Genomic DNA, 23324 nt, shown 5'->3' with positions numbered 1-23324 from the left:
ACCGGGGCTTTGTCTTTTCAGCCTCTGCAAACTACGAAGCCGAATGCACCGCGCCTTGCGACGCATTGGTCGGTTGCAGCTTGAACACGTAGAACAACACGGTCAGCAACACCAGGAACGCGGGGCCGACATACAGCGCCACGCGCGTGTCCGGGAAGTACGCCATCAGGCCGACCACCAGCACCAGGAATGCCAGTGCACAGTACGAACTGGCCGGGTACAGCCACATCTTGTATTTCAGGCCGGCACGCTCGCTGGCGCTCAGGCCTTTGCGGAATTTCAGTTGCGCCAGCAGGATCATTACCCAGGTCCAGATCGCGCCGAAGGTAGCAATCGAGGTCACCCAGACGAAGACTTTTTCCGGTACCAGGTAGTTGAGCAGCACGCCCAGCAGCAGCGCAAAAATCGACAGCAGCAATGCGCGACGCGGTACGCCGTTATTCGAGGTCTTGGCGAAACCGGCCGGAGCCTGGCCGTTCTGCGCCAGGCTGTAGAGCATGCGCCCGGTGCTGAAGATGCCGCCGTTGCAGGAAGACAATGCAGCAGTGATCACCACGAAGTTGATGATGCCGGCCGCCGTCTTGATGCCCAGACGCTCGAAGGTCATCACGAACGGGCTGCCCTGGGTGCCGATTTCGTTCCACGGGTAGATCGACAGAATCACGAACAAGGCGCCGACGTAGAACAGCAGAATCCGCCAGAACACCGAGCCGATCGCATTCGGAATGGTCTTCTGCGGGTTCTTCGCTTCACCGGCGGTCAGGCCGATCATCTCGACACCGAGGTAGGCGAACATGACCATTTGTAGCGACATCAGCACCCCCGTCACGCCGTTAGGCATGAACCCGCCGTGGCTCCACAGGTTGGAAATCCCCAGTGCCACGCCGTCGTTGCCGAAACCGAAAGCGATGATGCCGATACCGCCGATCACCATGGCGATGATGGTGACGATCTTGATCAGGGCGAACCAGAATTCGAACTCACCGAAGGCCTTGACCGCGATCAGGTTGATCGAGCCCATGCTGATCAGCGCGGCGAGGGCCCAGATCCAGCGCGGTACGTCCGGGAACCAGATGCCCATGTACACGGCAACGGCGGTGATTTCCGCGACGCAGGTCACCAGCCACAGGAACCAGTAGTTCCAACCGGTGAGGAAGCCCGCCAACGGCCCGAGATAGTCTTGTGCGTAGCGGCTGAACGAACCGGCCACCGGGTTGTGTACGGCCATCTCGCCGAGGGCGCGCATGATCACCAGGATCGCCAGACCGCCGAGAATATACGAGAGCATGATCGCCGGGCCGGCCATTTCGATGGCCTTGGCCGAGCCCAGAAACAGACCGACGCCGATGCAGGCACCGAGCGCCATCAGGCGAATATGCCGTTCGCCGAGTTCGCGTTTAAGCGGACCGCCCTGAGCGGTTTCGCCGTGAGGCAGGTGATTGCCGACTGGCATAGGGGTACAACCTCGTCTTGTTATTGGATGTGACCGCCGAGTGTCGAAGCCTCGGCCGGTAGGCCTTGGCTTGTAAGAAAACCGCGCCTGCTTCGTGGGCAAACGCGTCTTGTAGGACAAAACCTGCAAGATCAGCGGGGCGTGCAGTATAAAAAGCCTTGGGCAGGTCTTTTCACTCTATAAACCACAACATTCAGCGACAACTCTCGGCAAAAGCCCGGTTTACGGAGAGGCATTACCTGTTTTTCGCAGGAATACTCGCCGCCAAAAAAGGTGCCGAGTATTGCACAGCATTGGTGCATCGTCATGCCCCTGCTTTAGCAGTATTCACCGCGAAAAGGCTCTACCCATTGTCTTGGCGACACAGCTCCCTCGCCACAGCGTCGTTCAATCCAGATTTTCAGCAATCCCCCTCCCCATCCCCTCACATTTTTTTCCCCACCGCCAACCACCGTCTAAGCTTCAGACAAGTCCGATCAATCTGCGTGAATGGATCAATCGACTATGGGCGCTTTGTGGCAAACCGATTCGAGTAAAGCCGTGGTTCCGACTGAACGTGTGGATGAAGCGCCTATCCCTGAAAAACCACGCCGCAGCCGGCATGGCTGGAAGGCTTTCTGGTTATTGCTGCTGATTATCGCGATTGTCGTGGGACTGGCGGCGAGCAAGGAAATGCGCACCTCGCGCTTTCAATCCCGGCAACTGAGCCAGTACGCCCAATCGTTGACCTACAAGCTGGAGCCCGGGCCCAGCGAAGCGATTCGCTATCCGGGCAACGGGCCGTTCGATCTGCGTCTGGGCTACAGCTCGCTTGATGAATTTCTGCCGCGCCTGCTCAAACGCGATTACGTGATCACCGAGCAGGCCCGCTTCTCGCCAGCCTTGCTCAGCTATACCGACAAGGGCTTGTTCGTGCCCTATGCGGAGAAGATTCAGGCCGGGCTGTCGATCACCGATTGCCGGGCCGCGCCGCTGTACAAGTACAACTACCCGCAACAGCTGTATGCGAGCTTCGCGGCGATACCGCCGGTGGTGGTCAGCAGCTTGCTGTTCATCGAAAACCGCTTTCTGCTCGACCCCGGACAACCCTTGGCCAACCCGGCTGTGGACTGGCCGCGCTTCGGCATGGCGGCGTGGTCGCAAGTGGCCAAGTTGCTGCACCTGCCCGGGCAATCCGCTGGCGGCAGTACCCTGGCCACGCAGCTGGAGAAGTATCGCCATTCGCCCGATGGCTTGACGGTGTCCGGTGCGGAGAAGATCCGCCAGATGATTTCCGCCAGTGTCCGCGCCTATCAGCCCGGCGCACAAACACTGGGGGCGCGGCAGAACATCGTGCGCGATTACCTCAACAGCGTGCCGCTGTCGGCGGTCCCGGGGCATGGCGAAGTGCATGGCATGGCCGAAGGCCTGCGCGTCTGGTACGGCAGTGATTTCAACACGGCCAACGCACAGTTGAACAGCCCGGCCACCGACCCGAAAACCATGGCCGACAAAGGCCTGGTCTTGCGCGAAATGCTCTCGCTGATGATCGCCCAGCGGCGCCCGTCGCATTACCTGACCAAGGGCCGCGATGAACTCGCCAACCTCACCGACAGCCACTTGCGCCTGCTCAAGCAGAACGGCGTGATCGACACCGCCCTGGCCGACGCCGCGCTCGCCGCCAAGGTCAGTTACCGCGACTGGCAGACCCAGCCGACCCTTCAACCGATTGAAACCAACAAAGGCATCAGCGTCGCCCGCAGCCGTCTGGCCAGCATGCTCAATCGTCCGCTGTACGACCTCGATCGTCTCGACCTGTCAGCCACCAGCACCCTGCAAGGTGAGTTGCAAAGCCAGGCCACGGCATACCTGAAGAAACTCGCCGACCCGGCTTATGCCGCCGAAATCGGCCTGCTCGGTGAGCGTCTGCTGACACCGACCAGCACCACCCAGGTGCGTTACAGCTTCACCCTGTTCGAACTGACGCCGGACGGTTCGCGAGTGCGCGTGCAGACCGACAGCACCGACCAGCCGTTTGATATCAACGAAGGCAGCAAACTCGAACTCGGCTCGACCGCAAAGATGCGTGTGCTCACCACCTACCTGCAGATCATTGCCGAACTGCATGACAAGTACGGCGCCATGAGCGTGCCGGAACTGAAGAAAGTCGAGGTGCCCGATCAGGATCGCTTGAGTCAGTGGGTCATCGATTACCTGATCCAGAACAAGGACCACGACTTGTCGAAAATGCTCGGCGCAGCGCTGGACCGCAAATACTCGGCCAGCCCCGGAGAAGCGTTTTTCACCGGCGGCGGCCTGCATGTGTTCCATAACTTTCGCAAGGAAGACAACGGCCGCATGCCGACTCTGCGCGATGCGCTGCGCGAGTCGATCAACCTGCCGTTCATTCGTCTGATGCGTGATCTGGTGCGTTACACCACCTACTCCGGCCCCAACAACAGCGCCGAACTGCTCAAGGATGACCGCGACCCGCGGCGTCAGGAATACCTGGCGAACTTCGCCGACCGCGAAGGCACGTCGTTTCTGCTCAAATTCTGGAAGAAGTACAAAAACAAGGACACCCAGGCGCGCCTCGACACCTTCCTCGACAGCATGCGCCCGACGCCGATCCGCATGGCCGCCGTGCATCGTTATCTGCTGCCGAACGCCAGTCAGGAAGACTTCAACAGCTTCGTGCGCTCGCACCTCAAGGGCGCCAAGCTCACTGAAAAACTCACCGACGACCGCCTGATCCGGCTCTACGACGCCTACGGTCCAGGCACCTACGACTTGCCGGATCAGGGGTTCATCGCCAAGGTTCACCCGCTGGACCTGTGGCTGATGGGTTACCTGCTCAACAACCCCGACACGACCTTCAGCCAGATCGTCAAAGCCAGTCAATTTGAACGTCAGGAAGTCTACAGCTGGCTGTTCAAGAGCAAACACAAGGGCGCTCGCGACAGCCGGATCCGCACGATGCTCGAGATCCAGGCATTCCTCGACATTCATCAGCGCTGGAAGAGCGTCGGCTACCCGTTCGATCACCTGGTGCCGTCACTGGCCACCGCCATCGGCAGTTCCGGCGACCGTCCGGCAGCGCTGGCCGAGTTGATCGGCACCATCCTCAACGACGGCGTACGCATGCCGACCCTGCGCATCGACAGCCTGCATTTTGCCGCCGGCACGCCCTATGAAACACGCCTGGTCAACGATCCTCACGTCGGCAAACGGGTGATGCCGTCAGAGGTGGCGACTGCCCTGCGCGAAGCGCTGTCGCAGGTGGTGGATGCCGGCACGGCGAAACGGGTGTCCGGCAGTTTCAAACTGGCCGACGGCACCCCGCTGGCCATGGGCGGTAAAACCGGCACCGGTGACAACCGTATCGAAGCGATCGGCTCGGGCGGACGGATTCTCAGTTCGAAGTCGATCAACCGTACGGCGACGTTCGTGTTCTACATCGGCGATCACCACTTCGGCACGCTCACCGCGTTCGTCCCGGGGCGTACGGCGGAGAACTTCAAGTTCACCTCGGCGTTGCCGGTGCAAGTGCTCAAAGGCATGGCGCCGATCCTCACCTCGTATCTGCAACCGGGCAGCGACACGGCCTGCCGCCCCGCTGAGGTCGCCCAGCGCTGAACGTTCGCGGCGTGGTGGTAGCCGGCTGTTTTTTCGTCGCGGTTTTTCAATGTTCAAGCGCCGTTAAAGGCGCTTAACCAACTGATATTCAGGCTTTTATTCTGAGCCAGCAGCGCTAGCCTGATCATCCTTATCGAGATTCAAGGATGATCACGATGTCTGACGTAACCCCGCTTGCCTCGCCCCTGAACAAGGGCAAACACCACGCGCTTATCAAAGCCAGTTTCAGTGATTGTTTCCAGTCCGCACCGCCACTGCGGACCGAAGCCCTGACGCGCCTGAAACTGAAGTTCGAGCACTGGCACACCCGGGATGCCGAACTTCGCGAAGCCAACAAACAGGCATGGATCACGCAAAACCGCGTGGATCGGTTCTTCAGCAAAGTGCAGAACGTGCAGGCCTTTGCCGCCCCGCTTCTGCAAGCCAGACTCAAGGAAAAGTACGGCGTGGAGGATGATGTCCAGAGCACTTTTCTGCGCCTGTATATTCCGAAAAACAGCGACTGGTGGGTCATCGACACCTCCGCCGGCGTGACGACTCGCACCGTTTCGCTGCTGGATGCGGCGCTGCATAACTTTGCCAGCAATGAAGCCTTCACCGACGACTCCACCTTCATCAGCCAACCCGATGTGCGCGGGCACTTCACGATCAAGCCGATCAAAAGCCGAATGAGCGTCAAACAGTTCCAGGTGTTGTGTCGAGAACTGGACATCGGCCAGCAATACACGGCGCATCTGAAAGAAACTTTACAATCGCCGGGCATCGTCGCCCGCGAATCACTCAAGGCAAAACTCCTCGCCAATGAAACGGCGGCGCTGACCGCCGCAGCCGCCCTGGCGCGGATCAAAGGTGACATCACGGCAGACGCGCACCGGGTGGTGACGCAAGTGCTGGCGGGCGCGCACAAGCCTGTCCTGAAAGGTAAAGTCATGGGGCATAGCGCCCTTTCCCTGCTGGGGACGACCCTGACCGGCATCGTGATTTTCGGCACCGCCGACAAGCTGCTGCCCGATCTCTATCCGGTCATCGCGTACGTCCCTCACGACCCGGATCACCCGTTGAAGCTGTACCGCTCGCACCTCGACTTTCTGCGCGAGCTGAGCTGCCAGTTGCGCGAAAACCGGGTGTCGGCTGCGTCCGGGATGAGCTACCGGCAGTTCTTCAGTCAGTTTGTCGACCATCAGCAGCGCGGGCATTTTTTCACCGCCCTGCAAAGCCAGCTCAGCCGTCTTGCCTGGCACAGCAACGAGCCGCTGGATCAACGCCCGAACTGGCGTGAAGAAGCGGTGGCCGAACCTGACCTGCAACACCGACGGATTTTTCGCAGTGGCCCCCTCGCCGAGCAGCTGTACCAGCGCAAGATCGACAAAGTGCTCAGGGACGCCCGTGACATCGCCGTGTCTACCGCCCACGCCGACAGCCAGGCCCGCAAAACCTGGTGGGACAATGTGCTAAAGATTGCTGCGGATCTGTTCAACGTCGCGCTGCTGGTCGTCACCCCGTTTGTGCCGGTGATTGGCCAAATGATGTTGGCCTACACGGCTTATCAGTTGAGCTGCGAAGTCATCGAGGGCGTCGTCGACCTGGCCGAAGGACAGTGGGTGGAGGCCACCGAACACCTGATCGGCGTGTTGAACGAGGTGGCACAAATGGCCGCTCTGGGCGCCGGTATGGCCATCGGCCAAATTGTCACGGCGAAGTTTTCCGCCTTCGTCGACGGTATGCTCCCGGTCAAGTCAGCCACGGGCAAAACCCGTCTGTGGAACCCCGATCTCGCCCCCTATCAACACCCGCAAACAGATCTGCCCCTCGATGCCAAACCGGCGCAAAACGGCCTGTATGCGCACAAGGGCAAACAGATTCTGCGCAAGGCGAACAAGCACTACGAAGTCGCAAGAAATACACAAACCGGCGAACACTTCCTGCAGCATCCCACCCGCAGTGACGCTTACCAGCCGCGTGTCGAGCTCAATGGCGCAGGCGCTCACGTACTTGCGTTCGAGCAACCGCGCAGTTGGGACAACGCCACTTTGCTACGCCGTATCGGTCCGTCGGTGGAGCGTTTGAGCGATGCACAGCTGGAAACGGCTCGCCTGATCAGCGCAACCGATCCCGGCGAGTTGCGCGCCATGTACATCGACAACCAGCATGCGCCCGTCTTGCTGACCGACACCCTCGAACGCCTGAGCATCGATCAGGACATTCAGACCTTCATCGAGCACCTGAGCAGTGACGACCCGCTGGTCTATGGCAAAGCCGATGCCGTCACTCAGTTGCGGGGGCTTACCGCCCACAACATGTGGCCGGAAAAAGCTTCAATGCGCATCATCGATGGCCACAACCAAACGATCTGGGCCCACACCGGCACCGAAGCCCCAGCCGGCAAAAAGCTGGTGGTGCAACTGCAGGAACGGCAGTTGCGTAACGGTGAGCTGCTGAAAATCGTCATGGAAACGCTGGATGAAAACGGCACCTCGGTCATTCTCGATTTGCCCGCCGACCAGCTGCCGGCCTCGCTCGACGTACGTACCCGCGCCCTGCGTAAACGGCTCGTTGCGGTGACCGAGAGCGAACGGGCGAAACTGTTCGATGAGGATTACGCCAACCGTACCCAAGTCGCCGAACCCCTGACGCAAAAGGTCACGAGCACATTCCCGGAGATTGCACCGCAAGGGGTGAAAAACCTCTTGGCGAACGCCGGGGAAAACGAACGCAAAATAATCACCGAAGAAGGCCGCCTGCCCCTGCGCCTGAAAACCATCGCTCGCGACCTGCAACTGGAAACCCGCACCGCGCGCAGCCATGAAGGCTTTTACCGCGACGCGCTGATCACCGCCGACACCGAGCGCCTGACCCTTAACGCCTTGCGTCTGTACAGCGATGCCCTGGGCGATCTGCGCATCGAGATTCGCACCGACAGCATTGAGGGTGAATTGCGCTGCAAGGCAGGTCCGGACGACGCTGGCCGCGTGCGCATCCTGATCCGGTACTCCGGCAATCGCTACGAAGTGTGTGACGCCGCGGGCAACACGCTGCACGAGGCGGCAGATCTCTATCGCTCGGTGTTGCAAGCGCTGCCAAAGGACACGCTTGCAGCGCTTGGCTATCAGCCGCACGAGGGGGAAATGTTCAAGCAATGGGTGATGGTCAAGACCGAGTCGGCCGCCACACGCCGCATCGCGCTTGACGACCGCGGGCCACTGCCGCCGCCGGCGCGGGAAAACCTCTTGCTGGTGCGCGGCCCCGCACTCTCAAGATGGGCCGCGACCCTGGAGGAACGCGTGTCGGACCTGTACCCGCACTTCAGCGATCAGGAACTGCGCACCTTCAACGAATCGCTGCGGACGACGGACGATCCGGCCGCGACCCTGGATCGTCTGGAAAAGGAAATCGATGACCTGCACGTCATGCTCAGGCAGTGGCAATTTCAGCAGCTCGACAGCTGGGCTGGCACCGTGTCCATCCGAAATAACGGCCAACACATCATCGAGCGGCTGATTACATGCTTCGAGCGCAAATCCACGGTCTTTGGCAAGCGCAGTGCCCATCTGGAAGAAGGTTATGCGCTGGACCTGTCCACCGAGATCGCGCAAAACGATCTTGATCTGTGGTGGAACAAGCTACCCGAACTGGGCCAATACCTTGAGCAGGTCACCACTCTGAATCTGGACAACACACGATTTTCCACCGACACCACGGGCTTGTTGAACGACTTCCGCCATGTGCGTCAATTCAGTGCCAGACAATGTGGGCTGAGCGAAATCCCGCAAAGCATCGGCAACATGCATGTGCTCGAAACCCTGCGCCTGAGCGATAACCAGATCCACCTGGCCGCGGCGGATGTCGAGCGCCTGCGCAACCTGACCCGCCTGGAAATCATCAGGCTGGACAACAACCCGCTGGGGAGTTCGGTGAATGTCGGGCGCATGCCGCGACTCAGGGTTCTGAGCCTGAACAACACCGGCATCGAAACCTGGCCGGAGGGCCTGTTCGACAAGCGTCGGCCGCGAAGCTTTTTCCTCGATATGCAGCAAAACCCCATCAGCCGTTTGCCGCAAGTGGTGGCCGGTTCGGATCAGGCGCTGATCATCGCCCGCACCCGCATTTTCACCGAAAGCCTTTCCGACGCGAACCGGATCGCTTACCGCGCTTACCGCACATCAGTCGGTATCGACCCGAATATTTACTACTCCAAAGCGGCTGGCGAGGAAATGCGCTGGTGGACACCCGACCATGACGTGCTCTGGAACAGCCAACCGCCGGGTCTGGGTGCGCTGAGACCGGAAGCCTGGTCCGACCTGGAGATGGATGTCGAATCCGAGGGCCTGTTCAAAGTCATTAAAAAACTGCACCTGTCGGCGGACTATCAACGGGGCGGTGAGGCACGCCAACAGCTGGCCGACCGGGTGTGGCGGTTGATCGATGCGGCCTATCTCGACGCCGGACTGCGCGAAGAGCTGTACATCATGTCCACCGCCCCCGTGACTTGCGCGGATGCCGGTGCACAACTGTTCAACAACATGGGCATCAAAGTCCTCGTCTCCGAGGCCTATTCTGCCTCGACCACCCACGCACAACTGCAGGGCGAACTGGTGAAGCTGGCAACGGGGGCCGCCCGCCTGGAACGGGTCAATGCCATCGCCGAGGCCGACATTGCGTCACGCGACGGCACGCCGGATGAGGTGGAAGTGCATCTGGCCTATGAAACCGGACTGGCGGTGCGCCTGAATTTGCCCTGGCAGTCGCAACGCATGCTTTCCCGTCAGGTGGCCGGGGTTTCCAACGCAGCGATCGCCCAGGCTTACGACACGGTCATCGAGCTGGAACAGGGCGATGGTTTGGTCAATGGCATGCTCGACCAGTCGTTCTGGAGTCATTATTTGCGCGAAACCTGGCCCGCCGCATTCAGGAACAACGCCCTCACTTACGAAGGCAAAGCCGATCTGCTCGACCAGTTGCGTCAGGCACAAAAGGCCTGGGCAGACGCCAAAACCTTGCCGGAGGCGCAAAAAGCACCGATCCGACAACAGCTGAAAACCCTGGCAGACGCGTTCCCCTTGCCGCAAAACGAGGTGTTCACCGGTGCGGCCATGACCGAACAAACCTACGAACGGTTGATCAGCGAGCTGGGGTACAACGAGCAGGAACTGGGTCGGCGACTGACCCGGGCAGCGCTGAAAAAGGCCAAGGAATAAAGACGCCCTGACGGTAGCCGTGCTGCCGTCAGGGTGTTGTTTCAGACTTCCGAATCCCAGACCACCGTGGCGGTACCGGAATACTGGCTACCGCCATGCTTGAGCATCTCTTTGGTATCCTCGCGCCCCACCTCGAAATGCAAGATGCCGGGTTTGCGATCGACATAAAAACCCGGTTGAAACAACTCCGTGCCCGCGCCACTGAGCAACAACGGCTGGCGATTGACCGGCGTGCCGTCAGCGCGGGTCAGCCCGTTGGGCAGGCTCACGCTGATCTGCATCGGCACCTGATGATTGGCGGCATTGCGCAGGCCACAGGTGTCGCCCATCTCCTGCCCGCATTCAAGCTTCATCTTGAAACGCGACGAGGCCGAAATATTGAACGTCTGATCACGAAACAGGCGTGCCGGCTGGCGATTGTTATTCAGCCAGGATTGCCAGCCACCCTGTGGCAACAGTTCCACCCGGTTGCCGCCGGGCGGGACTTCAACCTTGAGCTGATGCTGCACGTCAAGGGTGAAGCTCAGCGTCAGGCTATTGTCACTGGGGATCATAAAATTGCCCATATCGAAGTCGGCGCCGGGACCGATGGAGTAAGTGATGTTTCCACGGTACTCGCCGGTCTCCATGCCCAAGGGGTTGGGCGTCTTCAACTCGTAGGCATATTCCATGTGCTGATATACCAGCGAAACCAGCGTCTGACCGACTTGCCGATAGCACAGGCCGGCATTCTCCGGAACGATCCAGAACCACAGCATCATCGTGATGCCCGCTGCCAGGTAGTTCACGCCAATGCAAGGGCTGGGCGCGTCCCTGAACATATTGCCGCCGCCCACCCAAGCGTCCTGCCCCGGTGGTCTGGGGAAATCCATACGCGTGCCGATCGCCGCGATCCGCACCTGCAGCGTCTCGACTTTTCCAGTCGCGGTATGCGTGACCTGAACATCCCTGAATTCGGACGGCACTTTAAACATGGTGCCTTCCTGCGGCGTGGCGTGCCCACCGATGATCGACCCACTGTTACGGAATCTGATCGCGGTGTTGCGCAGGCTGAAAATATTGCGCGCTTTGCACTGCACCGTAGCCGGTGGGTGCCAGGCGCAAAGACCGCTTTCCGGGGTCGTGTTTACGAACTTGTTGGACATCGGATTGGCGGGATCAGGCTTGAACACGGCGCTGATTTCATCGACTGCCGCCTGAGCCCCTCCCCCGCTATAACTCAACGCTGCGGCAAGTAACACTTGCGTGTAAACCTTGCGATTGAACATGTTGAACCTCTGGAGAATCAAGGCGCCAGCGCCTCGAAAATCATGTGTACGCTGCCAAAGTAGTTGCCCGGCCTGTAGCCCTCCGGCGCTGGCGCCGCAGCCACTTGCAAGCCGACACGCTTGCCCGGGCGGGCATCGAGTTCCGAGACCACAAGGTCAGAGTCGACCGTCAGGCGTTTGTGATTGAAGGTCACGATCAGCGCAATGTTGTCGCTGTCACGGCCGTTGCTCAGAAACGGCTCGGCACTGATCCGCGCGGCAATCGCGCCATTGCTGTTCTTCACATCGAAGAACTTGCGCAACGGCGTGAATTGCCCCGACTGCGTGTTGAACGGCAGGCTTTGCTCCAGATGAATCCAGTCAGGTTCTGACGGGATCACATAAAACTGTGCGGTGGGAATGGTCACCGAGACCTCGAACGTTTCGCGCTCGGTGATGGCCTGCACGCCTTCACTGACCAGCAGCAGCGGCAGCCATCGGATTAAACGTTTTGCCTTGAACATGGTGATCACCTGAAACGCTCTGGTTGCGCGCTCATCCCTTGACTTCCAGGGGTTTGCTGTCCTTGCCTTCGATCAGCGTAAAGCTGTACTCACGCCCGTTCTGCTTGTCGAACTCGAACGTACGTCCCGGCAAAATGTGGTGCTTGGTGGTTGGCTGGCAGTCGCTTTCATTCTTTACCGAACAGTCGCGAAACTCATCGATCACCACCACCGAATTACCGCGGTTGCGGATCCGGTATTGCCCGGCACCGTCATTGATCACGCTGTCGAACTGCGTCTGCGCAGGCCTGACGAAGAACACCGTGCCGTAACCGGCGAGCACGTTGACGCCAGCGGAGAGGCCTTTTTTGTATTCCTCGCGCTCCTCGCTGGAGACCACGAATTCGTCTTCCTTTTCCGGCACCACCGGCACGAAGCGCACACGGAAATAGCGTTCCTGATCACGCTTGCCCATGTACACCAGACGGGTGCCCTGCATGCCATTGGCCGGGACGATCAAACGCGCCGGACTGGCCATCAGGCCATTGCGTGCGGCGTTTTCGCTCTGCGACAGCAAGGGGATTTCCTGCGGGTTGCCATCGGCGTCATAAACGATCTCGAGAATGTTGACCTTGACGAAAGCCGTGGAGGCGCCGCCATTGAACACGCGCTTGAGGTAGGTGCTTTTGTCGGCATCAAGATAGTCGTACACCACCCCGACATTGATCGCCGGTGAGGCGTTGCCCAACAACGGCAACCCGGCGGTAAACAGCAGTGCCCAGCGAAGTTTCATTTTCTGCCCTCTGATGGATAAACAGTGAACGGTCGGCGCCTCAGACTTCCGAGTCCCAGACCACCGTGACATTGCCTCTGTAGGTTTTGCCGGTCCCGGTGAGCATTTGCTCGACATCCTTGCTGGCGATTTCGAAGTGCAGGGCTCCCGGTTGGCGATCCAGGTAGTAGCCCGGCATGAACAACTCGGTGCCGCTGCCATCACGGGCCAGTCGGCGGCGGGTGACCGGTTGCCCCGAGGCATCGGTAAGGCCGCCGGGAAGGCTGACGAAGACACTCAACGGCACACCGTGGCCGCTCAATGGCTCATACAACGAGCAGTCGTTGCCGCCATTGCTGTACTCGCATTCCAGGTGCATTTTGAAACGGCTGGACGTCGACAGATTGAAGGTCTGGTCGCGGAACAACCGCTCCGGACGCTGATTGCGCTGCAACCAGCCCTGCCAGCCACCTTGCGGCAGCAATTCGATGCGGTTGCCGCCCGGCGGCACTTCAACCTTGAGGGTGTGTTCGACGCTCAAGACAAAATCGATGGTGACCGCCGAATCGTGGGGCCGGACCGCATCGCCAATGTCAAAGTCCATGCCCGGCCCGACGCTGTAATGGATACTGCCGCGATAAGTCCCGGTGGGCATTTTCAGCGGGTTGGGCGTGCGCAGTTCGTAACCGAAAAACAGATAGCGGTATTCGAAGTGCGGCAGATCAAACAAGGCCGTTGTGGCACAGGCGCCGGCATTTTCCGGCACCATCCACATGAAAATGACGTAATAACTGTTGCCGTTCAGCCCGCCGCCTGCAATGCACGGAAAAGGCGCCTTGTGCCACCGGCCGGTGCTCCACAAGTGCTCGTAGTTACCGCCCCCGGTCATCTCCACCACGTCGCCACCGTGATCGGCGCGGCCACCGACACCTGAAATACGCACTTCGAGCTCATCTGTATCGCCGTTCTCATTGGTAACCGTCAGGCGTCGCCAGTCAGAGGGCACCTTCAGAAAAGCGCCTTGGCGCGGATCGGTATGGTTGGCCTGCACCCTCATCCCGGTGGTCTGCGGAAAACCACCCAAAGGCAAGGTCAGGCTGAACAGATCGCGGCTTTCGCAGTACGCGGCGAAATGCGCGCAGTAACCTTCGCTGGGCTTGGTGTTCTTGAATCTGTTGACCATCGGATTGCCCGGATCCGGGCGAAACACCGCGGTGACTTCAACAATGCCAGCCTCTGAGCACAGCGGTAATGTCGCCAGCAGCAGGGCTGACAGGTATCGCCCGAGGCCGGGCTTGAGCGAACGCAAACGTTTCATCGTGTAATCCCAAATCATGCCATTAACCTGCGAGTGCCGGCTGCGTGGTGGTCTCTGCCAGGGTGTCGGGCGAGCAACGCAAATCACCGATCATCAGCACGTTGTTCTCACTGCGCGCATTGGCAGGATCAAGGCGGAACTGGCAGAGCAACTGATCACCGCGACGCACTTCCAGCGTCGGAGCACCGGCGTTCATTTCCATCGAGAAGAAGCCGTCCACCTCGGTCACCCCACGACTGGCGTGGTTGATGACGTGATGGCCCTTGAGCGGCTTGCCCTGCGGGTCGAGCAGACGCCCGAGCACGGTCAGGGTCTTGCTCACGGTGATCTTGCGGTAGTCGACCCCGCCCTTGTTCAAGTGGTAGCGCGCCCGTGCCGGCTGGATGCTCGCCGAAGGCGCGTGGTTGCCTTCGAAGTCGAAGCTGACCGAACTGTTTTTATAAGCGGTGAGCGGTATGTAATTGCGCCCTGGGCGCAGCGTCGCGCTGCCGCCACTGAGGTCGTCGGCGCGCAGGGTTATCTCATCGAGATCGGTTTCGACATCAACGATCATCCCGGCGCCACCGCCATGTTGCTGGCTGGTCATGACCATGTGCTCGCCGCCCACCGCCACGATGCTGTCGAGGTTCAAGCCACCGGTGTAATTACCGTTGTAGGAAGAACGCTGGAGGAATGCATCGCCATTGAAACTCTCGGCCTCGAAACTGCTGAGGCCGGATAACCCGACGCCATAGGTATCCGCCAGTGCGGTGACCGAGACGCTTTGCAGCACATGGTTCTCAAGGGTTTTGCGGTACGACAGCGAGCCATTGTTGTCACGCCCGCCCTCGCGCGCCGTGCGCGTGCCGATGCTGCCCGACCATTGCTCACCCGGCCCGCCCAGCGCCACGCTGACACTCAGGTCGACCCCGCGATTGCGTGCATCGCCGCTGCTGTAGCTGCCCGGCCGGTCGAACAGCGACAGGCGCCAGTTGGCGTCACTGCCGAACAGCACGGTGCGTTGCGACCACCCCAGATCGAGCGCGGTACCGCTGACATTGCCTTCGCTGTAGGAGACGCGGCCGTTGATGGAGTTCTTGCTGCTCAGGCGATGATTGATCGCCAGCGATGAACTGCTGGTCTGGCCAATGAACACGTTGCGTTGGCGCACACGAGTGCCATCGGGCAGGGTTTCGTAGGTGTTGGTGGTGTCCAGCCAACTGCGGTTGTGCGTGGCGAACAGGTTGCCGGAGCCATAGCTGTAGATGCCCTGCAGGTCCATGCCGGTGCCGTGTTCCTCGGTCTGATAGACGTTGGCGTACAGGCTGGCGTTGTCGACCACGCTCCAGTCGATGGACGATCCATATTGCTGCTTGCCCTGAATCTGCCGCGCCGACAGCCCGAGAATCACCCGCGGATGCAGCAGGTAATTGACCGCCGCCCCGGCCGTCATGTCGCCACTGGACTGTTCATCCCAGTTGCTGAGCAATTTGCTTTCCTGCCCGGCAAACAGGCTGTAGCGCCAGCGCTCATCGAGGTTGCGCCAGTTGGTCGGTTTGTACACCAGCTCCTGCGTGGTCGACGTGATCTGGCCATCTTCGATCAGGCGCACTTCGACCTCGTAAATGCCCCCCGGCAGCGGCCGGGTATCGAGGGTCTGCAAACCGGCCGCGACCGCTTGGGTATTGACCAGCACGCCATTGCGGTAGATCTCCACCGAGGCCTGCCGATTGGCCGTGACGTAGATCGGATAGACACTCGGCCGGGGGCTGTTGATCGCCAGACTGTCGGAACTGCCGTACATCAGGCCCACCGCCGTATCGGGGCTGGCGCCAAAGGTGCGCAGCTGGCGGCTCAAGCCTTCGGAGTTGGGCGTGAAATAACCCATGCGCAGAAACGTCCCCGGCATTTCACGCTGGCCATACAACTCATGCACGGCGTGATAGAGCTTGTCGTCCGGATCGCCGAGTTTGGCCAGTTGCAAATTGACCCGCTGCGTCCAGTTACCCAGGCTGCTGCTGGCTTCCAGACCATAACGTCCGCCCAGGTCCTGATCCTGACCACCGTTGAGGTTCAACTGATTACGCACGATCAGCCCGGTGCTGCCGTTCTCCGGAACGTCGTAGTAGCGCTTGGCTTCGGCGTCGCGCTCGGCATTTTCCGTGGCAATCGACAGCAGCGAACTCTGCAGGTTGTAATGCACGGCGATCATCTGCGCCGGGCAACTGCTCTGGCAGGCACCCAACAGCACGCCTTGTTGTAAATAAGCCGCCCACGTTTCGCGCTCACTGGCCGCAATCGTGCTCTCGGCCGTGTCGGTAAATTCCAGCAGGGTGACGCGATCATCTTTGCCCAGCACGATCATCGCCTCACCGAGAAATTGTTGATCACGTTCCACCCGAACGGCTAATGGCACATCGAAGAAGTGTTCTTCGAAATCCGCCGGCAACCCTTTGGCCTGAGCGAGCAGACTGCGGGGCGTCGTGGCATTGTCATTGGGCGCAGCCCAGGCACCGGCACATAAAAAAAGTGCGAGCGCAGCCGCGATGGGAGTCATCGGAAACATGATCGTAATATCCAGGTAACTAAAGAAGCCGACACCCACCGACCATCAATGATGGTCAGTGGGGCAAGACTATTGAACAAATAACTTCTTATTCAGAAGCGTACTGGCTCAGGACTTGATGACCGGCTCGAAGATCACCGAGAAACTGCCGCTGTAGTTACCGCTCTGGGTCGCTGACGGGGTCGCGGCCTTGATGCGCAGCGAACGTTGAACCCCCGGTACCGAATCGGTTTCGTTAACGATTTCAGTGGTGGTGCTGCCCAGTTCCACACCACCGACCGAAACGGTCAGCGGGAGGCTGTCACGGCCGTTGTACAGCGCCGGAGTGCCTTCAATCAAAGCGTTGATCGCACCCTTCGGATCGGTGTGTTTGAGGTTGAAAATGTGGTCGATGGTGCTCATTTCACCGCTGTCGAGCTGGCTCATGACTTCGTCGCGACCGAAGTTCGGATCCTGGGGCTTGATCACGAACAGCGACGTCGGCACGAACGCCTTGATGCTGATGCTCTGGCTGATGGGATCGACAGCGAAAGCCATGGAAGAGCTCATGGCCAGGCCAGCGAGTGAAGCGCCGATTGCGAGTTTCTTGAACATCGTTCAGTACCTGTTTGCTTGATAGTGGTTAGGTCATTGAAAGTTCAAACAACGTCTGCCTGAAGGGGAGCCGTGTTGCTTTGAACTCTCAACGCCGAGGCATGATCGGCTGTTGGTTCTTGAAAGTAAGCAGGCAACTTCCGATGACCGCGTAGTTAAACCACCCCACGACCAGCAAGAAAAAAGAACAAAAAATCAAAATACAAAACAGCGACTGTAAGTTATGCCTTACATACAGTTTCTGTAATAAAACCATACAGCGAATACAACTAATTAATACGGGACTTAAACCGGCTAAAGAATATAAGCCGGTGATTAATAGAGTGATAGCTTTAACTTTCCGGACATTGTTTTTATCAGCGAAAATTTAGCGTTAAAAAATGTGCATCGACGGCATTACGCCGCTTTCAGCGCGGGCGCCGCTCGTCGACTGAAGGCAGGTTCCGACAAAAAACGCCTTGCCTGCGCCTTAAGATATATCTTAAGTTGTATCTAAATACGACGAGAGAGAGAAAGCAAAAATGAGAGACCCTCATTCCCCCCACCGCGAACACGGTGACGGCCGTGACGGCTTCGAGAAACGCCCCGGCCGCGAACGCGGCGGCCGTGGCCCGCGGGTGTTTGCCCCCGGCGATCTGAAATTGCTGTTGCTGGCGCTGGTCGCCGAGCAGCCCTGCCACGGCTACGACCTGATCCGCCAGATCGAAGGCATGTTCGACGGCGCCTACAGCCCGAGCCCCGGCGTGATCTACCCGACCCTGACCTTTCTGGAAGAAAGCGAACTGATCACGGGCGATGCCGAGGGCGGCAAAAAACGCTACAGCGTGACCGACGCCGGGCGCCTGTCCCTGGGCGAGCAAGCGGTGGCGCTGGATGGCGTGCGCATGCGTATCGACGTCAGCAAACGTTCACTGCGCGGCCACGACCGGCCGCCAGAAATTCACGAGGCGGTGCATAACCTGCGCCATGCCCTGCAACTGCACCACGGGCGCTGGAGCGCGGAAGAAATCCTGCGTGTACGCGATCTGCTCAACGACACCGCCAAAGCCATCGTCGACGGCCCCGCCGTTCAACTTGCCTCGGAGAAAGCCGAATGACTGCAGTCGATACTCAAACCATTCACCGTGTGATGCACGAAATCAAACGCCGTCGCCTCGAAGTGCTGCGCGTGGTCGATATCACCCCACGCATGCGCCGTATCACCCTTGGCGGGCCCGAACTGGCCGGCTTCATCAGCCTCGGTACCGACGATCACGTCAAACTGCTGTTCCCGCAGAACGCCGAACAAACCGCTGCCCTGGAGACGATGGTGCTCGGCGGCAAGAACGAAGGCCCGATGCCCGAAATGCGCGACTACACCCCGCGCCGCTACGACCTCGACACGCTTGAGCTGGACATTGATTTCGTCCTGCACGGTGACGGGCCTGCCTCGACCTGGGCCGAACAGGCTACACCCGGGCAGTTCCTGCACATCGGCGGGCCGCGTGGCTCGATGATCGTGCCGGACATCTTCGACAGCTACCTGCTGATCGGCGACGAAACCGCCCTGCCCGCCATCGCCCGCCGCCTCGAAGGCCTGGCGGCCAATCGCAAGGCGCTGGTGGTGATCGAAGTGGCAAACGGCGGCGAGCAGCAAGTGCTGGAAAGTGCAGCGCAGGTCAATGTGATCTGGGTATTGCGCGAAGGCGGGAAGGACAACCTGCTGACCACCGTCAAGCAGTTGCAGGTGCCTAAAGGCAATCTGTATGCGTGGGTGGCCACCGAGACCAAGGTTTCCCGGCAGGTTCGGCGGGTGTTGCTCGATGAGCATGGCCTCGACGAGAAGCTGGTGAAAGCCGTCGGCTACTGGCGCGCCGAAGGATCCGAAGAAGAGTGATATCCCTGTGGGAGCGGGCTTGCTCGCGAATGCGGTGGGTCAGAGAGTGTCAGATTTTTTGTGTGCGGGCCGGTAATGGCCTGCCGTCAGGCAGGCCGGGTTTTACCAGGTCGGCCTGATAAATCGATCTCCGTACAGAATCGCAAATTGGTTCATCGCACTCTTCCAGTCATGAGCCGCCGAGCCCCAGTTTGCCGTGATGTTACGCAGCCCAAGCCAGATCAGCTTGGTCGCTGCGTCATCCGTCGGGAAGTGGCCCCGGGTCTTGATGATCTTGCGTAGCTGAGCGTTGATGCTTTCGATAGCGTTGGTCGTATAGATCACTTTTCGAATGGCAGGCGGGAAGACAAAAAATGGAATCACTCGATCCCAGGCTCGTCTCCAGGCCGCCACCACCGTTGGGTATTGCTTACCCCAAGGGCCATTTTCAAAGGCATCCAGTGCTTCCTCAGCCGCTTCTGCGTTGATGGCTTGATAGATCGGTTTTAGCGCCTTGGCCAGCTCACGGCGCTTGTCCCACGCCGCGTAATCGAGGCTGTTGCGGATCAAGTGGACGATGCATGTTTGCAGCGTTGTTGCCGGAAATACTGCGCTTAGCGCCTCTGGCATGCCTTTGAGACCGTCAGTCACGGCGATCAGCACGTCCTCTACGCCGCGGGTCTTGAGGTCGTTGAAGACCTTCATCCAGAACTTCGCACCCTCGGTGTTTTCGATCCAGATACCAAGAATATCGCGCGTTCCATCGGGTAAAACACCCAGCGCCAAGTAAATCGCCTTGTTGCGGACAAGGCCTTCTTCTCGGATCTTGACCCGCAGCGCATCGAAGAAAATGACTGGGTACATCGGCTCAAGCGGTCGCTGTTGCCACGCACCAATTTCCTCCATCACCTCGTGCGTGACTGAGCTGATGAAGTCATGGGAAACGTCCGTCCCGTATTGCTCAGAGAGGAAAGCGCGGATTTCTCGAACGGTCATGCCTCGGGCATACATGGCGATGATCTTGTCATCAAAACCGGTGTAACGCCGCTCATGCTTGGGGATCAGAATGGGGGCAAAACTGCCATCCCGATCACGGGGAATCTCCAGCCGCAGCGGGCCATCCCCCGTCAAAATCGTCTTGCCCGTTTTGCCATTGCGCTGGTTGGTTTCATCCTCTGGGCGCTGCGCGCCCGGCGGATACCCCAGGTGGTGACCGAGCTCGGCACTCAATGCTCGCTCAATCAAGGCCTTCTTGAAGGCCGCAGAAGCGTCTTCAATAGCCTCTGCGGTAATCAGCCCCTCACCGAACTCTTCGAGCAGCTCCTTGGGGATTTTTGGTAGGTCACGCAGGGGTTTCTTTTTGGTTGGCATACATGCACCTCTTACTCATGTTATGCCCGAACACAAAATTTCTGACACCCCCGTGGGTCAGGTTGAAAAAGGTTGACTGACCCACCGCCTTCGCGAGCAAGCCCGCTCCCACACAGGAATTCAACGTCGTACAGATCGCCAGCGGTCTATGCCAATCACCGCTAACCCAATCACCACAAACCCCACCAATATCCCCCCGGCATTGATAAACACCTGTGGATAACCCAGCACCGCCACATCAATGAACGGATACGCATAAGCGCCCAGCAAATGCCCGCGCAGCAAGGCGTAGATGAAATACACCAGCGGATAAATCAGCCACAACGGCAGATGCCACAACCGCAACGTGCCTTTGGGTACGCACAACCACCAATAGCCCAGAAACAGCAGCGGCATTACGTCGTGGAGCAATTCGTCGGCGATAAATTGCCAGCCTTCGGGGTGCCACAAATGCCGCAGCAGAACGCTATAGGCGAGGCCGACCACGGCAATGCTCACAGCAACGCCACTGCTCACCCACGGCTGCAGGAGCCAGCGCCGTGCGGCGGATTCACGCAACGTGACGAAGCAGGTCAGCACCGTTGCCGCCAGCGTATTGGTCAACACCGTGAAGTAACTGAAGAAACTCACCAGCCCGCCCAACAGACTGGCGCCGACACTCAAGCGCGCAAAAAAAATCAGGTACAGCTGAATCGCCAATCCCGCCCAGCCCAGCACGGCGGCGAGGGTAGTCAGGCGGCGCCGCCACACGGCGTCCATCTCAGAGCGGTCGCTTGGTGCGCGCAAGCTTCACGTACAGACGCTCGACCTTCTCCCGCGCCCATGGGGTCTTGCGCAAAAACGTCAGGCTCGACTTGATGCTCGGATCGCTCTTGAAGCAACGGATGTCGATACGCTCGGCCAGCCCCGACCATTCGTAGTGGGCCACCAAGGCGGTGAGGATCTGTTCGAGGGTCACGCCGTGCAGCGGATCGGGGGATTGTTCGTTCATGCCAGGCCTTTGGGCGAAGTGAAATGCAGAAGCCGCGCACCTTAGCCGAGGGGGTGATCGGGTGGAAGGCCTTCCTGCAAATGTAGGCCAACCCGAGAAGATCGCAGCCTGCGAACGGTCCCACAATGCGCCCGTTTGCCGCACTGTTACCGAATCCGAAACGGTTCATGTCAGCAAAACCCCTTTGTCTTTTTGTTACAGATCATTATCCTGCCGCCTTTCCGCTGAATCGCTTCACTGCCTGCGTCAAATCGTAGCGCTCAGCTCACCCCCAAAAAAAGATCAAGAAAGACCCTTTTTATGCCCGATTTTCCGTTTTTCCGAGACAGCGCTATCTCATCCCTGCGCCTGATCGGCGGCTGCACCGCCCTTGGCCTCGCCACCTGCGCCCAAGCGGCTCCCGCGTTCGACAGTGAATCACCGTACATGCTCGGTGACTGGAACGGCACGCGCACCGAACTCGCGGAAAAAGGCTACGACTTCAAGCTCGATTACACCGGCGAAATGGGCAGCAACCTGCACGGTGGCTACGACCACGACCGCACCGCACGCTACAGCGACCAGTTCGGCCTCGGCACGCATCTGGACTTGCAGAAGATCCTCGGCTGGGACGACGCCGAGTTTCAACTGACCATCACCAAGCGCAGCGGCAACAACATCAGCAACGACCGCATCAACGATCCGCGCGTTGGCGGCTTTACCTCCGCCCAGGAAGTCTGGGGCCGTGGCCAGACCACGCGTCTGACGCAGATGTGGTATCAGCAGAAATTCTTCGATCAGAAACTCGACATCAAGGTCGGCCGTTTCGGCGAAGGCGAAGACTTCAACAGCTTCCCCTGCGACTTCCAGAACCTGGCGTTCTGCGGTTCGCAGGTCGGCAACTGGGTCGGCGGCATCTGGTACAACTGGCCGGTCAGCCAGTGGGCCCTGCGCGTCAAATATCACCTGACGCCGGAGCTGTACGCACAGGTCGGCGCCTACGAGCAGAACCCGTCGAACCTCGATCGCGGCAACGGCTTCAAACTCAGTGGTAGCGGCACCCAAGGCGCGATTCTGCCGATTGAAGTGGTATGGACGCCGAAACTCAATGGCCTGCCGGGCGAATACCGTGCCGGTTACTACTACAGCAACGCCAAGGCCAACGACGTCTATAAAGACAGCCACGGCCAACCGGCAGCGCTGAGCGGTGAAGCCTATCGCAGTGCGTCGAGCAAACACGGCGTGTGGCTCGGTGTGCAACAGCAAATCACCAGCATGGCCAGCGACAACTCCCGTGGCCTGAGCGTGTTCGCCAACGCCACGATGCACGACAAGAAAACCAACGCCATCGACAACTATGTGCAGGCCGGCCTCATCTACAAAGGCCCGTTCGATGCGCGCGCCAAGGACGACATCGGCTTCGCCCTCGCCCGCGTCCACGTCAACCCGGCCTTCCGTAAAAACGCCGAAGCGAGCAACCGCGCCAACGCCGTGTACAACTACGACGATCCGTCGTTCCTGCCGCCGCAAGACACCGAATACAGCGCTGAGCTCTATTACGGCGTGCACGTCACGAACTGGCTGACCGTACGCCCGAACCTGCAATACATCCGCCATCCGGGCGGCGTGGACAAGGTCGATGACGCGCTGATCGGCGGGATCAAGATCCAGTCCTCGTTCTAACTGACACCGCTGTACCCCTGTGGGAGGGGGCTTGCTCCCGAATGCGTCGTATCAGCCAACACACCAGCCATCTGACACACCGCTTTCGGGAGCAAGCCCCCTCCCACGCAAGAATTTAGTTAGCCAAACAAGTTTTATCTGAACCATGCCCACGCCAAATCGTCATCTAAAGTGACTACAGCGCGGGACTACATAAACGTCAC

General features: G+C 59.5%; 15 protein-coding genes. 5 read left to right on the top strand and 10 right to left on the bottom strand.

The window, feature by feature from the left end; all coding sequences use genetic code 11:
• Positions 1-31: 31 nt before the first annotated feature.
• Positions 32-1453: an amino acid permease gene (locus ATI02_RS00925; RefSeq protein WP_095190490.1), complete on the bottom strand. Its 1422-nt coding sequence runs from the start codon at positions 1451-1453 to the stop codon at positions 32-34.
• Positions 1454-1957: 504 nt separating this feature from the next.
• Between ATI02_RS00925 and ATI02_RS00920 the strand changes: the two genes are divergently transcribed.
• Together ATI02_RS00920 and ATI02_RS00915 are read left to right on the top strand one after the other, a co-directional pair.
• Positions 1958-5068: a transglycosylase domain-containing protein gene (locus ATI02_RS00920; RefSeq protein WP_100845188.1), complete on the top strand. Its 3111-nt coding sequence runs from the start codon at positions 1958-1960 to the stop codon at positions 5066-5068.
• 155 nt (positions 5069-5223) lie between these two features.
• Positions 5224-10263 carry an NEL-type E3 ubiquitin ligase domain-containing protein gene (locus ATI02_RS00915; protein ID WP_157815120.1) on the top strand — a complete coding sequence of 1680 codons (5040 nt, stop codon included), beginning with the start codon at positions 5224-5226 and terminating at the stop codon, positions 10261-10263.
• A 41-nt stretch (positions 10264-10304) separates the two neighbouring features.
• Here the strand turns inward: ATI02_RS00915 and ATI02_RS00910 are convergent, their stop codons facing one another.
• From ATI02_RS00910 to ATI02_RS00885, 6 genes are all read right to left on the bottom strand, one after another.
• Positions 10305-11531 (bottom strand): hypothetical protein, encoded by a 1227-nt coding sequence (locus tag ATI02_RS00910; protein WP_238156272.1) that lies wholly within the window; start codon positions 11529-11531, stop codon positions 10305-10307.
• A 17-nt stretch (positions 11532-11548) separates the two neighbouring features.
• On the bottom strand, positions 11549-12034 hold the full coding sequence (locus tag ATI02_RS00905; protein WP_095190493.1) for a CS1 type fimbrial major subunit: 486 nt from the start codon (positions 12032-12034) through the stop codon (positions 11549-11551).
• A 31-nt stretch (positions 12035-12065) separates the two neighbouring features.
• Positions 12066-12806, bottom strand: a complete 741-nt coding sequence (locus ATI02_RS00900) for a pilus assembly protein (protein WP_100845186.1) — start codon at positions 12804-12806, stop codon at positions 12066-12068.
• Between the two features lie 40 nt (positions 12807-12846).
• Entirely contained in the window at positions 12847-14103 is a 1257-nt protein-coding gene (locus tag ATI02_RS00895) for a hypothetical protein (RefSeq protein WP_167394861.1), read from the bottom strand.
• Between the two features lie 22 nt (positions 14104-14125).
• A complete protein-coding gene (locus tag ATI02_RS00890) occupies positions 14126-16648 on the bottom strand; it encodes a TcfC E-set like domain-containing protein (RefSeq protein ID WP_100845185.1) in 2523 nt (840 codons plus the stop codon).
• Between the two features lie 108 nt (positions 16649-16756).
• On the bottom strand, positions 16757-17242 hold the full coding sequence (locus ATI02_RS00885; protein WP_095190496.1) for a CS1 type fimbrial major subunit: 486 nt from the start codon (positions 17240-17242) through the stop codon (positions 16757-16759).
• Positions 17243-17763: 521 nt separating this feature from the next.
• On the opposite strand from ATI02_RS00885, the gene ATI02_RS00880 reads away from it, so the two are divergent.
• Complete coding sequence (locus tag ATI02_RS00880) at positions 17764-18339, top strand: PadR family transcriptional regulator (RefSeq protein ID WP_100845184.1); 576 nt, start codon at positions 17764-17766, stop codon at positions 18337-18339.
• Positions 18336-19118, top strand: a complete 783-nt coding sequence (locus tag ATI02_RS00875; protein WP_100845183.1) for a siderophore-interacting protein — start codon at positions 18336-18338, stop codon at positions 19116-19118. Before ATI02_RS00880 ends, ATI02_RS00875 begins: the two co-directional genes overlap by 4 nt.
• Positions 19119-19220: 102 nt before the next feature.
• Here the strand turns inward: ATI02_RS00875 and ATI02_RS00870 are convergent, their stop codons facing one another.
• The 3 genes from ATI02_RS00870 to ATI02_RS00860 all read right to left on the bottom strand — a co-directional run bounded on the left by ATI02_RS00870 (position 19221) and on the right by ATI02_RS00860 (position 21459).
• Positions 19221-20468 (bottom strand): IS256 family transposase, encoded by a 1248-nt coding sequence (locus ATI02_RS00870; RefSeq protein ID WP_095191982.1) that lies wholly within the window; start codon positions 20466-20468, stop codon positions 19221-19223.
• Between the two features lie 120 nt (positions 20469-20588).
• On the bottom strand, positions 20589-21227 hold the full coding sequence (locus tag ATI02_RS00865) for a Pr6Pr family membrane protein (RefSeq protein ID WP_100845182.1): 639 nt from the start codon (positions 21225-21227) through the stop codon (positions 20589-20591).
• 1 nt (position 21228) lies between these two features.
• Positions 21229-21459: a VF530 family protein gene (locus tag ATI02_RS00860; protein WP_095190500.1), complete on the bottom strand. Its 231-nt coding sequence runs from the start codon at positions 21457-21459 to the stop codon at positions 21229-21231.
• A gap of 300 nt (positions 21460-21759) precedes the next feature.
• On the opposite strand from ATI02_RS00860, the gene ATI02_RS00855 reads away from it, so the two are divergent.
• Positions 21760-23121, top strand: a complete 1362-nt coding sequence (locus ATI02_RS00855) for a carbohydrate porin (protein WP_100845181.1) — start codon at positions 21760-21762, stop codon at positions 23119-23121.
• Positions 23122-23324 lie beyond the last annotated feature (203 nt).

The organism is Pseudomonas baetica (assembly GCF_002813455.1).
Taxonomy (GTDB): domain Bacteria; phylum Pseudomonadota; class Gammaproteobacteria; order Pseudomonadales; family Pseudomonadaceae; genus Aquipseudomonas; species Aquipseudomonas baetica.
This window is presented reverse-complemented; position numbering and strand designations above follow the sequence as displayed.

What these genes read in the sequence shown, in the direction of transcription:
- ATI02_RS00910 (WP_238156272.1), bottom strand. Translation starts at nt 11,531, where the DNA reads ATGTTCAATCGCAAGGTTTACACGCAAGTGTTACTTGCCGCAGCGTTG.
- ATI02_RS00920 (WP_100845188.1), top strand. Translation starts at nt 1,958, where the DNA reads ATGGGCGCTTTGTGGCAAACCGATTCGAGTAAAGCCGTGGTTCCGACT.
- ATI02_RS00880 (WP_100845184.1), top strand. Translation starts at nt 17,764, where the DNA reads ATGAGAGACCCTCATTCCCCCCACCGCGAACACGGTGACGGCCGTGAC.
- ATI02_RS00915 (WP_157815120.1), top strand. Translation starts at nt 5,224, where the DNA reads ATGTCTGACGTAACCCCGCTTGCCTCGCCCCTGAACAAGGGCAAACAC.
- ATI02_RS00885 (WP_095190496.1), bottom strand. Translation starts at nt 17,242, where the DNA reads ATGTTCAAGAAACTCGCAATCGGCGCTTCACTCGCTGGCCTGGCCATG.
- ATI02_RS00855 (WP_100845181.1), top strand. Translation starts at nt 21,760, where the DNA reads ATGCCCGATTTTCCGTTTTTCCGAGACAGCGCTATCTCATCCCTGCGC.
- ATI02_RS00875 (WP_100845183.1), top strand. Translation starts at nt 18,336, where the DNA reads ATGACTGCAGTCGATACTCAAACCATTCACCGTGTGATGCACGAAATC.
- ATI02_RS00860 (WP_095190500.1), bottom strand. Translation starts at nt 21,459, where the DNA reads ATGAACGAACAATCCCCCGATCCGCTGCACGGCGTGACCCTCGAACAG.
- ATI02_RS00925 (WP_095190490.1), bottom strand. Translation starts at nt 1,453, where the DNA reads ATGCCAGTCGGCAATCACCTGCCTCACGGCGAAACCGCTCAGGGCGGT.
- ATI02_RS00895 (WP_167394861.1), bottom strand. Translation starts at nt 14,103, where the DNA reads ATGAAACGTTTGCGTTCGCTCAAGCCCGGCCTCGGGCGATACCTGTCA.
- ATI02_RS00870 (WP_095191982.1), bottom strand. Translation starts at nt 20,468, where the DNA reads ATGCCAACCAAAAAGAAACCCCTGCGTGACCTACCAAAAATCCCCAAG.
- ATI02_RS00905 (WP_095190493.1), bottom strand. Translation starts at nt 12,034, where the DNA reads ATGTTCAAGGCAAAACGTTTAATCCGATGGCTGCCGCTGCTGCTGGTC.
- ATI02_RS00890 (WP_100845185.1), bottom strand. Translation starts at nt 16,648, where the DNA reads ATGTTTCCGATGACTCCCATCGCGGCTGCGCTCGCACTTTTTTTATGT.
- ATI02_RS00900 (WP_100845186.1), bottom strand. Translation starts at nt 12,806, where the DNA reads ATGAAACTTCGCTGGGCACTGCTGTTTACCGCCGGGTTGCCGTTGTTG.
- ATI02_RS00865 (WP_100845182.1), bottom strand. Translation starts at nt 21,227, where the DNA reads ATGGACGCCGTGTGGCGGCGCCGCCTGACTACCCTCGCCGCCGTGCTG.